This window comes from Fusibacter ferrireducens, from assembly GCF_015352425.1.
GTDB classification, from domain to species: domain Bacteria; phylum Bacillota; class Clostridia; order Peptostreptococcales; family Acidaminobacteraceae; genus Fusibacter_A; species Fusibacter_A ferrireducens.
Genome location: NZ_JADKNH010000005.1, coordinates 1 through 12,269, shown reverse-complemented (window position 1 = coordinate 12,269; position 12,269 = coordinate 1). Strand labels below are relative to the sequence as shown.

General features: G+C 35.9%; 13 protein-coding genes and 2 rRNA genes. 3 read left to right on the top strand and 12 right to left on the bottom strand.

The features are described 5' to 3' along the window. Window positions 1–11: 11 nt before the first annotated feature. The 4 genes from ISU02_RS08885 to ISU02_RS08870 are packed head-to-tail and all read right to left on the bottom strand — an operon-like array spanning window position 12 to window position 2,622. A complete protein-coding gene (locus ISU02_RS08885; protein WP_194701478.1) occupies window positions 12–335 on the bottom strand; it encodes a cyclic-di-AMP receptor in 324 nt (107 codons plus the stop codon). Between the two features lie 57 nt (window positions 336–392). Beyond that, a complete protein-coding gene (lepB, locus tag ISU02_RS08880) occupies window positions 393–953 on the bottom strand; it encodes a signal peptidase I (protein WP_194701477.1) in 561 nt (186 codons plus the stop codon). Window positions 954–958: 5 nt separating this feature from the next. Beyond that, window positions 959–2,440 (bottom strand): aminotransferase class I/II-fold pyridoxal phosphate-dependent enzyme, encoded by a 1,482-nt coding sequence (locus ISU02_RS08875; protein WP_194701476.1) that lies wholly within the window; start codon window positions 2,438–2,440, stop codon window positions 959–961. Next, complete coding sequence (locus ISU02_RS08870) at window positions 2,437–2,622, bottom strand: hypothetical protein (protein ID WP_194701475.1); 186 nt, start codon at window positions 2,620–2,622, stop codon at window positions 2,437–2,439. The genes ISU02_RS08875 and ISU02_RS08870 overlap by 4 nt, the downstream gene beginning before the upstream one ends. Before the next feature lie 142 nt (window positions 2,623–2,764). On the opposite strand from ISU02_RS08870, the gene ISU02_RS08865 reads away from it, so the two are divergent. Next, window positions 2,765–3,946, top strand: coding sequence for a pyridoxal phosphate-dependent aminotransferase (locus ISU02_RS08865; protein WP_194701474.1), 1,182 nt, complete (start codon window positions 2,765–2,767; stop codon window positions 3,944–3,946). 42 nt (window positions 3,947–3,988) lie between these two features. Then, on the top strand, window positions 3,989–5,800 hold the full coding sequence (locus ISU02_RS08860; RefSeq protein WP_207736237.1) for a cation-translocating P-type ATPase: 1,812 nt from the start codon (window positions 3,989–3,991) through the stop codon (window positions 5,798–5,800). A 261-nt stretch (window positions 5,801–6,061) separates the two neighbouring features. On the opposite strand, the gene ISU02_RS08855 is transcribed toward ISU02_RS08860, so the two are convergent. Together ISU02_RS08855 and murI are read right to left on the bottom strand one after the other, a co-directional pair. Then, on the bottom strand, window positions 6,062–6,331 hold the full coding sequence (locus ISU02_RS08855; RefSeq protein ID WP_194701472.1) for a hypothetical protein: 270 nt from the start codon (window positions 6,329–6,331) through the stop codon (window positions 6,062–6,064). Further along, on the bottom strand, window positions 6,318–7,109 hold the full coding sequence (gene murI, locus ISU02_RS08850; RefSeq protein WP_194701471.1) for a glutamate racemase: 792 nt from the start codon (window positions 7,107–7,109) through the stop codon (window positions 6,318–6,320). Before murI ends, ISU02_RS08855 begins: the two co-directional genes overlap by 14 nt. Window positions 7,110–7,313: 204 nt before the next feature. Between murI and ISU02_RS08845 the strand changes: the two genes are divergently transcribed. Then, window positions 7,314–7,484, top strand: a complete 171-nt coding sequence (locus tag ISU02_RS08845; protein WP_194701470.1) for a uracil-DNA glycosylase — start codon at window positions 7,314–7,316, stop codon at window positions 7,482–7,484. 86 nt (window positions 7,485–7,570) lie between these two features. On the opposite strand, the gene ISU02_RS08840 is transcribed toward ISU02_RS08845, so the two are convergent. The 6 genes from ISU02_RS08840 to ISU02_RS08815 form a co-directional block, all read right to left on the bottom strand. Continuing rightward, entirely contained in the window at window positions 7,571–8,602 is a 1,032-nt protein-coding gene (locus tag ISU02_RS08840; protein WP_194701469.1) for a PTS transporter subunit IIC, read from the bottom strand. Between the two features lie 112 nt (window positions 8,603–8,714). Next, complete coding sequence (locus ISU02_RS08835; protein ID WP_228727772.1) at window positions 8,715–9,233, bottom strand: transcription repressor NadR; 519 nt, start codon at window positions 9,231–9,233, stop codon at window positions 8,715–8,717. Window positions 9,234–9,309: 76 nt separating this feature from the next. Further along, entirely contained in the window at window positions 9,310–9,966 is a 657-nt protein-coding gene (locus tag ISU02_RS08830; protein WP_194701467.1) for a GntR family transcriptional regulator, read from the bottom strand. A 121-nt stretch (window positions 9,967–10,087) separates the two neighbouring features. Then, window positions 10,088–11,302 (bottom strand): MFS transporter, encoded by a 1,215-nt coding sequence (locus ISU02_RS08825; protein WP_194701466.1) that lies wholly within the window; start codon window positions 11,300–11,302, stop codon window positions 10,088–10,090. Between the two features lie 486 nt (window positions 11,303–11,788). Then, a 5S ribosomal RNA gene (gene rrf / locus ISU02_RS08820) occupies window positions 11,789–11,905 on the bottom strand. Window positions 11,906–12,098: 193 nt separating this feature from the next. Further along, a 23S ribosomal RNA gene (locus ISU02_RS08815) occupies window positions 12,099–12,269 on the bottom strand; the annotation flags it as partial.

Sequence of the window (12,269 nt, the reverse complement as noted above, 5' to 3'; positions counted from 1 at the left end):
ACCGCTACCCTTTACATTTTAATATATTTTTCCACATCTACTACAAATACAGTGGCACCACCAACAGTGATCTCCAGTGGCATTCCCATAACTGAATTGTCTCCCAATAATGAAGTTGTCGTTGTAATCTCTTTTCTCGTCTGACTTGTCTTTTCAATAATGGCAAGTGCTGATTCAACACGTTCTTTGGGTGTTCCTATAATCAAAGTGGTATTACCGGATTTTAGAAAACCACCAGTGGAAGCTAATTTAGTCACCCCAAAATCAGCTTGTGTTAATTGTTTTACGAGTGCATGTGCATCTTCGTCATGGACGATTGCAATAATCAATTTCATAAATAGGCCTCCTTTCAAAAGTAACTTCTACTCACTATTATACCACAATTTCGAAAATTAATTCACCTTACCTATTTTACTTAATGGCATAAACCTAAAAACAACCTTGCCAATCATGTCATCTCCAGAAATTAAACCAATCTCTCTACTGTCATAACTGACAAATCGATTATCACCCATACAGAAGTACATGCCCTCTGGAATCTTTTCATAATAAGCGGATTTATTGGTCACTGTATTGATATATGGTTCATCCAGAATAATACCGTTTACAATTACCTCACCATCCTTGACTTCAATACTATCTCCAGGAACAGCGATCACCCTCTTTATAAGATTTTTACGTTCCCCTTCATGATGTAGCAATTTCTGAATAAAATTAAGACTATCAATATCTCGTGCTGACAAAGTCAAATCTGATTTAAAAGAGACAATGTCGCCTGCTTTAAGCTCTGAACGTTTAACCATAAAAAGCATATCTTTTTCAACTAACGTTGGAAACATAGACGTATTGTAAACCGTTGTCGTCGCAAAAAAGAAATTATAAATTAAAAAAATGACTAATGTAACCAGTATTGCTTGTCCCCATTCGAGTAATTCTTTTTTTATTTTATCCATAATATTTATCTTGAGGATTCCTCAAGGCTCCTTTCGAGAATCTTAATTTTTTTCAGCTCTGCACCCAACAGTATTTTTAATAAATCCACTGCACCTTGTGTAATGCGCTCACCAGGAACTAAAATAGGAATTCCAGGTGGATACGGTGTTATAAAATCAGCACTGATCTCACCTATTGCGGCCTCAGCCATCACTTCTGTATATGTTTTGCGTTTCACTTCATGAGGTAGATAAATTTGAATCTCAGATTTAATCAATCCCTCATACAGTTTTACAAAATTGAATTTTGAACTTTGCTTTAAACGTGCTTCTGATTTAATAGATTCACTTGAAAGCTCAAAAATTCTCAACTTATCCAATGTTTTTAATGCGTTTGCAAGAGCTTCAAAATCAGAGTGATCATTACAGATACTCGTCATGAATAAAAGAATTGTTTGGGTTTCATACTCCACTTGAATATGCGCCATTTCCCTTAAACACTTTGAAAGCACCTCACCATCCCAAACGCCTTCTTCATAAAAATCCGGATGAATTTGAAGCAATAACTTACTTGGATCTTTTTTAACTTTCGTATGATAAAAAGCAATGGTTTTTAAATCTTGGGTCTCTTTATACAGCCATTCAATCTGTGATGTAAGTTCTTCACTCCAAAGCTTTCCCTCTTCAAGCATTAGATCAAGCATGGCATCCACTGATGCCATTAAGACATATGACGGACTACTTGTCTGGAAAGTCTTTAAACAATCATCCACTTGCTGTATAATCTGCTTACCTCTCATGCTTTCAGTCAAATGCTTGCCATAATGTAAACATGCAGTCTGCGTCAAAGCCGGTAGGGTTTTATGAAAACTCTGAACTACAATATCAGCGCCTAAATCAAGTGCAGATATTGGCCACTCCGAATTAAACTTTAAGTGAGCACCATGCGCCTCATCTACTAGAACTAGAATATTGCGTTCATGAGAAAAGTCTATAACACGCTTCAACGCCATACAAACGCCCTCATAAGTGGGATATGTTAAAATGACGGCTTTAATATGCGTGTTCTCTTTCAAAATAGAACAAATCCGCTCTACATCATAATCGACAACTATACCCATATAATCATCATATTCAGGGAGATAATAGTAGGGTTTTAGCTTAGCAAAAGTTATTGCATTATAAACAGATTTGTGTGCATTTCGATTTATTAAAACAGCGTCCCCTTCGTCCAAACTGCCTATGATCATACTCAACAATCCCACAGTACTACCGTTGACCAGAAGTCTAGACGCCCCTGATTCATATGTGGAAGCTATTAAATTCTGAGTTTCAAGTATACAGCCCTTAGGCTCATGAAGATGATCTGCTTTTGGAATTTCAGTAATATCTAAGTGAATCAAATTTTCAAGTTTTTTTATAAATTGGGGATGTTTTTTATGACCTGGCATATAAAATGAATGCAATTGTTCTGATTCAATGGCACGAAGTGCTTCTAACAGTCTCATCTTTTAGCCTTTCCAGAATTTGAAACGGGCTTCTTCTGCTTATAATCGGACATTTTTTGAATATTTTTAAGCTTATCTTTATAAAATTTACGATCTCTAAAGAGATCTCCAAGCGCAAAAAAAGCTACCCCTGTAAAAAAAAGAATGATTGCACCAATTAAAATCCAATCTAAAACAGACATTTTTAACCTCAGTCTTTGTGTTTTTGCAATAAATTGCTATAATAATTCTAACACATTAGAATGCTTGTTTCATCAAACAAATGTAAACTTTTTAAAATTACACTGAAAGGCAGGTGTTTTAGCACCTGAAGGTGACCTTATTATGAAATTATCTCAAAGAGTTCAAACCATCACACCCTCTTATACCATTGGTATAAGTACTAAAGTAAAAGCCCTAAAATCTGAAGGTAAATCCATTATAGATTTGAGTATAGGAGAACCTGATTTTTTTACGCCTGAAAAGGCAAAACTAGAGGGCATTGATGCGATTGCAAGAAATGAATCCAAATACGACATGGTTCCAGGACTAATGGCGCTTCGAAAAGCAATTGTCAATAAATTGAAAACTGAAAATGGCGTTGACTATGAAGTGACAGATATCGTCGTTTCTTCAGGCGCAAAACATGCCATTACAAACACTTTGCTTGCAATTTTAGATCCCGGAGATGAAGTCATCGTTCCAAAACCTTACTGGACAAGTTATCCAGAAATGATCAAACTCTGCGGTGGTATTCCCGTACTCGTAGACACAAAGATTGAAAATCAATTTAAACTTACACTTGAAGAGCTTAAAAATGCCGTTACACCAAAGACTAAAATGCTACTCATCAATAATCCCTCTAACCCTACAGGTGCCGTGTACACAAAATCTGAACTGGAACCACTTGTAAACCTTTGCATCGAAAAAGACCTTTTCATCTTGGCAGATGAAATCTATGAACGCATTTGCTACACAGATGATTTCACATCCATTGCTTCTATTTCTCCTGAAGCAAAAGCAATTACAGTTGTTATCAACGGCCTTTCAAAATCTGTTGCAATGACTGGATGGCGCATTGGCTACACCGCATCTTCTCCTGAAATTGCCAAAGCGATTTCTACGATTCAAGGCCATTTAGTATCTCATCCAAGCATTGTGTCCCAATGGGCTGGCGCTGCTGCACTTACAGATTGTCTAGACGATATGACCCAAATGGTTTCTGAATATAAATTGAGAAGAGATCTCCTCGTTGAAACACTTCGTAAGATTGACCATGTGACCTTTATACAACCCGATGGTGCTTTTTATCTTTTCATGGATCTCTCGTACTACAAGGACAAATTTAATGCTGAAGACAGTCTTTCCCTACAAATTTGTGATGATCTGTTAACACAATACGATCTTGCAGTTGTGCCAGGGATTGCGTTCGGAAATGACCATTGCATTAGGCTCTCTTATGCAACTGAACTCAGCCTTGTTCAAGAGGGATTAAGTAGAATTAAAACCTATTTGAGCCAGTTATAATCTTTCAGAATCTCACTCCATTCATCTTAGAAAGGACTTTTCATGTTGTACTTTAATGCGACTCATTCACCTGAAGATTCCGATAAAAAGAAACATCAAATTAAAATGTTAATAGCCATAGCCATTTATTTTATAGGCATCGTATTTATGCCCAATAAATTGATTCAGCTTTTGATGGTTGTATTGATGCCTGTTGAACTTTATTTCGTTCAAAATCAAGCATTTAAACTCTATCCAAAGCTCATTTCGTATAAATCTGATTCTCTGGAAACATCCAAATCGATTCATAAAAGCAATCTCATCGTCACTGATATGAACCATTTAGTGGACTACAGTAATTCGAGAATTGCTCACCTTGAAACATTTGATTTAGAAATTGCGCTTTCAGAGCATTCAGCTGTAAATGATAAGACTTTACTGGGCCGTAAAAATATGACCAAACTGCTTCAGACAGCACTCTTATGTGCTCATGAAGACGAACGACTTGTACCCTCCAAGATTCAACTGCAATCCCTTTTTCCAATTGACGAAATTGCCTTGTCTGCACAGTGGCCTAAAATAAGAGCATGGCAAAATGAAGGTCTCTGGCTGACTCAACATCAAGAGATAAAAACTCATATGACTCAACTCATGTGTATGGGCGACTTGGATCAACTGCTGGAGAGATGTACTCACGTCTTAACACAAAACGGCATCGATATTCTGAAAAAAGAACATGTTGCCAAAATCATTGCCTCTGAACACAAACATGGACACGCACTTGAGCGCGTTTGGGGATATGCTTTTAAAATAGATTCCAGAGACAACGTCATTGACGATATCCCATCGGATCTTATTTATATCGGCGCAATCAGTATTTTTGCACCGATTAAAACGACCCCTAAAATCGCTGAGAAATCGGCCAATTATTTTGAAAAAATCCATTGTGATAAACCCTATAAAGTGATCACATTTTCTCAAGAATCACCAATTTATGTGAATGCCATTGCCAAACATTTAAATCTACTAAACGAGGAGAGCAGAGTATTTGATCAGAGTAAACTCATTACTTTTTCAAATAAGACACTTGCCCCTGTTCTACATCGATATACTTTTATGACTCGTTTTAATGAAGATCAAGTACATCGAATTGTATCACTTTATCGAAAAAACACTGCCGTAATTTTAAAAACAGCTTGTGAAAAGTCGCCTCTAAAGCAACTGGACGATACTTTATTTGACTATTTTGTGGATAAGACCTATGAAGAAAAATCATTTTCTGAAGTTTTTGAAGAAAGCAAAACTCTGGTTATAAGATTTGATAAATTGAAATCATTCATCATATCATTGCATTTAGTGGAGTTAATTACGCTTAGAATGCTTTTCACCGTTTCTCCATATCTATTGCTCTTACTCAATTTAAGCCTATCCGGCTTACTGGGATTAGCTCTTTTTGTAGAAACTGTGGATACGTCAAAGCCCGTTAAATCGAAATCCATAAGCTATTTTAATTCCAACATACTGCACATTGGTATATGGGTCGGCCTTTATTGTCTCATGATTTCGTACAGTAATTATCACCCTGAACCTCTATTTTTTATGGGACTTGTCTTTGTGGGGATGGCTTTTATCTTTCAATATCCCGTTTCTATCTCGTTGAGAAAAATTGCATTTCATCAAACTGCGTTAAATACCACCTCGGGCATTTTAATTCTCATTTTCATGATTGGTGCCTTCTGGAGCATGCGATTCGACTTTGAATTCACTCTTTTAACTCAGCTGGTTATGTATGCTATGACGCCGATGATTTTACATGACTTAATAAAACTCAGTCGCTCATACCTCAATAAAATCTCAAAGCGATTAAAAAGTTAAGAGATGAGTGTCCAAAGTAGAAACTTAGCCGTTCATTAAGGATGGCTCTGAGAAAATGTGATCAAGCATTAATATAGAGAATAAAATATCAAAAGCACGCTTAATCTAAAGAGACATGCATAGGTTAAGTGTGCTTTTATTTTAGTTGCTATTTTAGTTTAGTTATTATGTTAGTTTAGTTATTAGCTTCTATCCACAGCCGTTATGATTGGCTCCATTTGATCTTCTAAGTTCGATTTAGATCTGCTCAAATAAATCATGCTAGATCTGTTCAAACAAATCATGCTTCTTTAAAATATTAAATACTTTATTGTCAATGCGATGCATCTCCAAATGTAATTTCTTCATGGGCACTTTAAGTGTCTTCGATATGTTTTTAGGAACTTGAATTTGACAGTCAATACCGTAGCGCATTCTAAAAATTTGTTCAGCTTTTTCGTCAAAAATAGCCTCTTCTAAAATCAATTGCAATTTTTCATTCACTAATGCCATCATTTTAACATCGACAGCTGAAGGTTCATTTATGGCCATCTTGTTCTCTCTTTCTCAAATATTGATACAGATTTTTTGACTTTTCAACAAATGCACTATCTCTCGAATTAAAAATACTGATTTCACCTTCAAAGGTTTCATCGCTTAAGAGCTCTAATGTGTGAAGTACATTCCTAAGTTGACTTGCCGTCCCAAAATTGCCATCAAAGATTTCAACCTTGTGATCATAGTATTCATCAATAAAATCTTTTAAAAAAATAAAATGCGTACATCCCAGAACAATGCCTTCAACATGCTCACTTATTGAATCTAAGTAATTTGAAATAGATTTTTTTATATATTCGATATCATCCATGTGATTTTCAACAACGTCAACCAATTCAGGTGAAGGCATTTTAATAATTCGATGCGCCTCTTCAAAGGAGTAAAGCAAATTATTGAACTTTTCTTCCTTAAGCGTCATTTCCGTAGCCATCACCACAATAACACCTTCTGTTCCCGTTATTGCCGGTTTAATTGCCGGTTCCATTCCTATGATTGGTATATTATATTGGCCTCTCAAAATATCCACTGCAGCACTTGTCGCTGTATTGCAAGCAATGACAATTGCCTTTACATCTTCCTTTTCAATAAGATGATCACAAATCCGCTTTGAAAGTTCAACGACCTCTTCTTTAGTTTTTATCCCATAAGGTGCATTTCCAGAGTCTCCAAAATAAACAATGGATTCATTTGGCATGAGCTTATGAATTTCATAAAGCACCGAAATGCCACCAAGTCCAGAATCAAATACACCGATTTTACTATTTTTATTCAATCCAAACACCACCATATTTTAAATCATTCCAATTATATCATATTTCCTTTGAAATATCATCTGGAGGTCTCGTTGAAAAAACTCTTGTAATCCAGAAAAAAGGATCTTCAACGCCATTCATGAATTTGATTTGAAAAAAAATAGATCCTCCGTTACAATAGAGTTATGTTTCTCAATACAATCCGTTATGCAAGGAGTAGTAGAATGGCAATTGACTGCAGAAAATGTAAATATTATTATGTGACTTGGGACCCCAATAATCCTCATGGCTGTCGCCAGTTTGGATTTAAATCAAAACAAATTCCCTCTGTTGTTGTTTTTAAAAGTTCTGGTAATCCATGTATTGGATTTGAACTTAAAATAAAATCAAAATGAGCGATTTCAATTTTATATTGTCATCGCTCATTTTTTTAAATTTATCATCTATTTGTTTTTCGCACGGGGATCCATAGCCTATTTAGCTATTTATGCGTTCCCTCAAGGCTTAAGTCGCCAAGTTTGATCCAACCCTTTTTTCTCATCCATTCACTTATTATAAATGTGATCACTGCAGGCAATATAAAATGCATCATGCCTATTAATAACAACAGACTTGACATGGAGGTGGTTTCACTCATGGCGGCAAAAGTCCCAAATTGACCTACAAGGCCACTTGTTCCCATACCTGCACCGATACTATTGCTTTCAAGATGAAGCACAGCAGTACTAATAGGACCCAATATTGCACTGGCAATAATGGGCGGCATCCAAACTTTTGGATTTCTTATGATGTTGGGCACTTGCAGCATTGACGTCCCAAAACCCTGAGCAATGAATCCACCAATGCCGTTTTCACGGTAACTTATACATGCAAAGCCAATCATCTGACAACAACAGCCCACAAGTGATGCGCCTGCAGCCACACCTGATAGTCCGAGAGATATCGCCAACGCTGCACTACTTATTGGAAGTGTTAGTACAATCCCCATAATGACCGCTACAATGATTCCCATTGGCACCGGTTGGAGTTCTGTGGCTGTATTTATAACAGCGCCCAACGCCTTCATTATAGAAGCTATAACAGGACTTAATGTCATGCCCACAATGCCTCCAACCACAATCGTCAGCGCAGGCACTAAAACAATGTCCACTTTTGTCTTGCCAGATATCAATTTCGAGAACTCTGCTGCAACTAACCCTGATACAAATGCACCCATGGGTTCTCCGATGTTTATAATCATCTGACTGGTTTCATTTATTTTTATACTACCTGCACCAATAGCCCCAGCCACAATAGATGCAAAAATACCAAGTGGTGAGGCACCTACGCTGTATGCAACAGCTGCCCCTATAGCTGGTCCCATCATAACCTGTGCAGCTTTTCCAAATGTAACAAGCTGTTGAATTCCTACCAAATCACCAATCTGCTTAAGAATCAATCCAATGATCAATGACGCAAATAATCCCAAGGCCATACCGTTTAATGTTTTTATCAAATAATTTCTAATCCCCATCATATCCCTCTTTTCCTTTAGAATCGAATCATTTATTATCAATACTCTAGAAATCAATCTCTGTATTGTCATCTTATAAAGACATATGTCTTGTCAGTAAATATTAAAAAAATTACTGCTCTTTTATAAAGCCTTTTTCAAAAAGCTCAGCTTTGATCAATTTAAATATTTTTTCACTTGGAACTTCTATCGTATGAACATGTGCACCATCTGTTAATAATGAAAGTGGTTGTGCGTTGGTTTCTTCAACACGTTTAATAAATTTCTCAACGTCATCCATATTAGATATTAACAGCGTACCTACGATTTCACCATATACCGGATGCTCAACGATAACGTCTATAACTTTGCCACCATATTCAACAATAATTCTAAGTTCTTCCTCCATGCGTTCAAAACCTTTATGCTCAGACACAAATGTTTTAATGATTCGATTTTGCCCATGAATTTTAGGAATTATATAGCCATTAGATGTGGCTAAAATACTGTACCCTTCTGCGCGAAGTATTGCAATATCCTGAACAATCACCTGTCTTGAAACTTCAAAAGAAGAAGCTAATTCTGTCCCAGTGATTGGTTCTGTATTTAAATTCAATTTTTCAATAATCAGTTTTCGTCTATTTTCCGACATAACCGCCCCTCCACGCATATTTATTAAAATTAAGCCATTTCAATGAGAAATGGCTTAATTTATAGCATTAATTTAACTATATCAAATGCTTAATGTTATCATTAGATGCACTTATATGTTTTGTCAATGCTTTTCGTGTGTTCTCTTGATCGTGCTTCTTTAATGCGCTTAATATCTCTCTATGTTCTTCCAATGCAAAATCAATTCTGCCTTCGGCTTTTAATGAATTATTTCTGGATTGTCTAATGAACAACTGAAAATCTTTTAACACGCCTTCTAAATATCTGCTTTTTGTTGCTTTATAAAGCGTTTCATGGAATCTCGTGTTGAGTTCAAATATCTTTTCAACATCTCCTTTGGAAGTGTAGAATTCCATCAAATCGAAAATTTCTTGTAATTCTTTAATTTCGAAATCCTCAATACGTTCAGCAGCCCATTGACCAACCAAACCTTCAATACACAGTCTAATCGTTAAAATATCATCAATATCTTCAGAAGTAATGCCTTTTACAACTACCCCCCTATTAGGTATGTTGTCTACCAAGCCATCAAGCTCTAACTGTTTGAGAGCTTCTCTAACTGGTGTTCTACTTACACCCAATTCATCGGCCAACTTTATCTCAACCAATTTATCACCAGGGGCATATCTACCATTTAAGATGTCTTCTCTAATTCTTTCGAAGATCAAAGACGTTAACGATTTGTTTTCTTTTTTCTGATCAAAAAGATCCATTTCATCCTCCAAGATAATCTATTCTATTTCATTCTATACAGAATTTTGGATAGTGTCAAATTATTTAAAACACTAATTTTATAATGAATTTCGAATCTTAAAATCCTTCAAAATTCAGCATTTAGCCCTGTTTCATTTGATTTCGTTTTACAAATATTTCAATTAACCCTAAGCATATGATCATCAACACTCCTATACCCATTTCAACTAAAAATACACTGTATTTATCAATTAAATACCCAAATAATGGTTGCAAGATTATGACACCCACATTGCCAATTAAACTATTGAAGGAAATAACAGTTGCCCGATACTCAGAAGGAATATTTTTATTAATGTACTTACTAAATACTGGATTACCAAGTCCGCGTGTAATTTGCTGAAGAAATATAAAAGAAAAACTGATTAAAACAGGAAATAATCCCAATAATAGATATGAAATTGCAACAAGTCCACCCACGCTGAGCATAGAATAAGGTTTTGTTTTTTTAATAAAAAAGTCAATGCGCTTAGCAGAAAATCCTGCCACAATGTTAAAGGCAAAAAAGATAAGTCCAAAGTACTTTACGTCCACACCCGACGCTTGCATATGCGGCTGATAAAAAGAATATGCCATTCTCATAAATATAAATGTAACCGTGCTAAACAAGACGACATTTAAAACCTTTCTATTATTAAGAATCAATCCAGCACTGTTTTTAATAACTTGTGTATATTTAATTTCACTATGCACCTTAAACTCATGTAGCTTCGGCTCTTTAAACAAAATGGCAATTACTAAGGAAATAAAAATGAAACCTATTGAAATCATAAAAGGCAAATAGATATTATAACTATAGACAAAACCAGCAACTAATGATCCAATTGCAGAAGCGTATAAAAAATAGGATCTACCTTTTCCAACAATCGTTTGAAATTCATGTTCTCGATCTTCCAATTTTAAAGAATCATACAAAATAGCCATTTCAGCGCCAGATTTAAAAGTCATACCTATAGAAAATATAATTTCAGCAATAATAAAAGTAGCAAAGTTCTGTGCATAAATATAGATGAAAAGTGAAATTATCCACATGATGCACCCAATTATTATGGATAACTTTCTGCTATACTTATCCGCTACTGCTCCTGTGGGCACTTCAAATAAAACAACAAAAAGACTATTCACCGCACCTATAGTGAATATCTGTGTAAAATTGAGACCCTTCGCCAAAAAGAAAATTGTCAGTATTGGCCCCAAAATTAACAAATTGCTAAATACTGAATACAAAATATACTTATGTATATTATGTTCTGCTAAAGAACTAAGTTTATATCCATTTCCTTGTTTTCTCCACATTTTATTACCTCATTCATCTCCGATCCACTTGCTCTAAATCTATTGAGTACATGTGCTTATTATAGAAGTCTCTTAATTCCATTTAATCTATACAACTTTATTGAAGCCACTTGCTATACTCAATTCATGTGATTAAACTGAATTCATCTAATTCTATCTAATCATGTGATCACAATAAATTCATCCACTTCTATCTAATTTGTGTGATTTGACTATTCTAGCATAATGCACATTAGTTGTAAAGGATACGCTCCGTACAGCAACCCTCACACCAAGAGTCCTCGAGTACTGCGTACTCTGCGGATTGGTTTTCGGATTCCTGTACTCCGCTTTGTGGAAGTACTATTTCAATAGATGCTTCTAATGAACATGAGCATATAAAATACAGCCTTGCGCTGCTTTAAGCGCGGAGAACGTTGCGTCATGTAACAGGTATGATCTTTCAAAAAAGCAAAGAGACCTGATTATTCAATCAGATCTCTTTGTAACCAGCAACGTTCTACTCTCCCAGGCAGCTGCCCGCCAAGTACCATCGACGCTGGAGGACTTTACTTCTGTGTTCGGTATGGGAACAGGTGTAGCCCCTCCGCCATCATCACTGGATTCGTACGATTTACAATCGTACTCTATATAAACGTCAAGTTTTCACTTGTACATTCAAAATTGCATATATCAGATCAACCGTTTTGTTGCGTGGTCTTAAACCTTATACTGTGTTTGCACGTGGACACTAGGGTTCTCGGCGTTTACTTCGTAAAAGCCTGCCACCTTCTGTGTTTGTTCCAAACACTGGTCATTGGTCAAGTCCTCGATCTATTAGTACCTGTCAGCTGAATACATTACTGTACTTACACCTCAGGCCTATTACCATATTATCTACATGGGATCTTACTCCATTAAGGATGGGAAATCTCATCTTGAGGGGGGCTTCGCGCTTAGATGCCTTCAGCGCTTATCCCTTCCAAAC

Bases quoted from the DNA above. Each gene is read 5' to 3' on its own strand.
- ISU02_RS08830 (WP_194701467.1), bottom strand. From the start codon at position 9,966: ATGGATCTTTTTGATCAGAAAAAAGAAAACAAATCGTTAACGTCTTTG.
- ISU02_RS08875 (WP_194701476.1), bottom strand. From the start codon at position 2,440: ATGAGACTGTTAGAAGCACTTCGTGCCATTGAATCAGAACAATTGCAT.
- ISU02_RS08825 (WP_194701466.1), bottom strand. From the start codon at position 11,302: ATGTGGAGAAAACAAGGAAATGGATATAAACTTAGTTCTTTAGCAGAA.
- ISU02_RS08855 (WP_194701472.1), bottom strand. From the start codon at position 6,331: ATGGCCATAAATGAACCTTCAGCTGTCGATGTTAAAATGATGGCATTA.
- ISU02_RS08885 (WP_194701478.1), bottom strand. From the start codon at position 335: ATGAAATTGATTATTGCAATCGTCCATGACGAAGATGCACATGCACTC.
- ISU02_RS08845 (WP_194701470.1), top strand. From the start codon at position 7,314: ATGGCAATTGACTGCAGAAAATGTAAATATTATTATGTGACTTGGGAC.
- ISU02_RS08835 (WP_228727772.1), bottom strand. From the start codon at position 9,233: ATGTCGGAAAATAGACGAAAACTGATTATTGAAAAATTGAATTTAAAT.
- lepB (WP_194701477.1), bottom strand. From the start codon at position 953: ATGGATAAAATAAAAAAAGAATTACTCGAATGGGGACAAGCAATACTG.
- ISU02_RS08865 (WP_194701474.1), top strand. From the start codon at position 2,765: ATGAAATTATCTCAAAGAGTTCAAACCATCACACCCTCTTATACCATT.
- ISU02_RS08870 (WP_194701475.1), bottom strand. From the start codon at position 2,622: ATGTCTGTTTTAGATTGGATTTTAATTGGTGCAATCATTCTTTTTTTT.
- ISU02_RS08840 (WP_194701469.1), bottom strand. From the start codon at position 8,602: ATGGGGATTAGAAATTATTTGATAAAAACATTAAACGGTATGGCCTTG.
- ISU02_RS08860 (WP_207736237.1), top strand. From the start codon at position 3,989: ATGTTGTACTTTAATGCGACTCATTCACCTGAAGATTCCGATAAAAAG.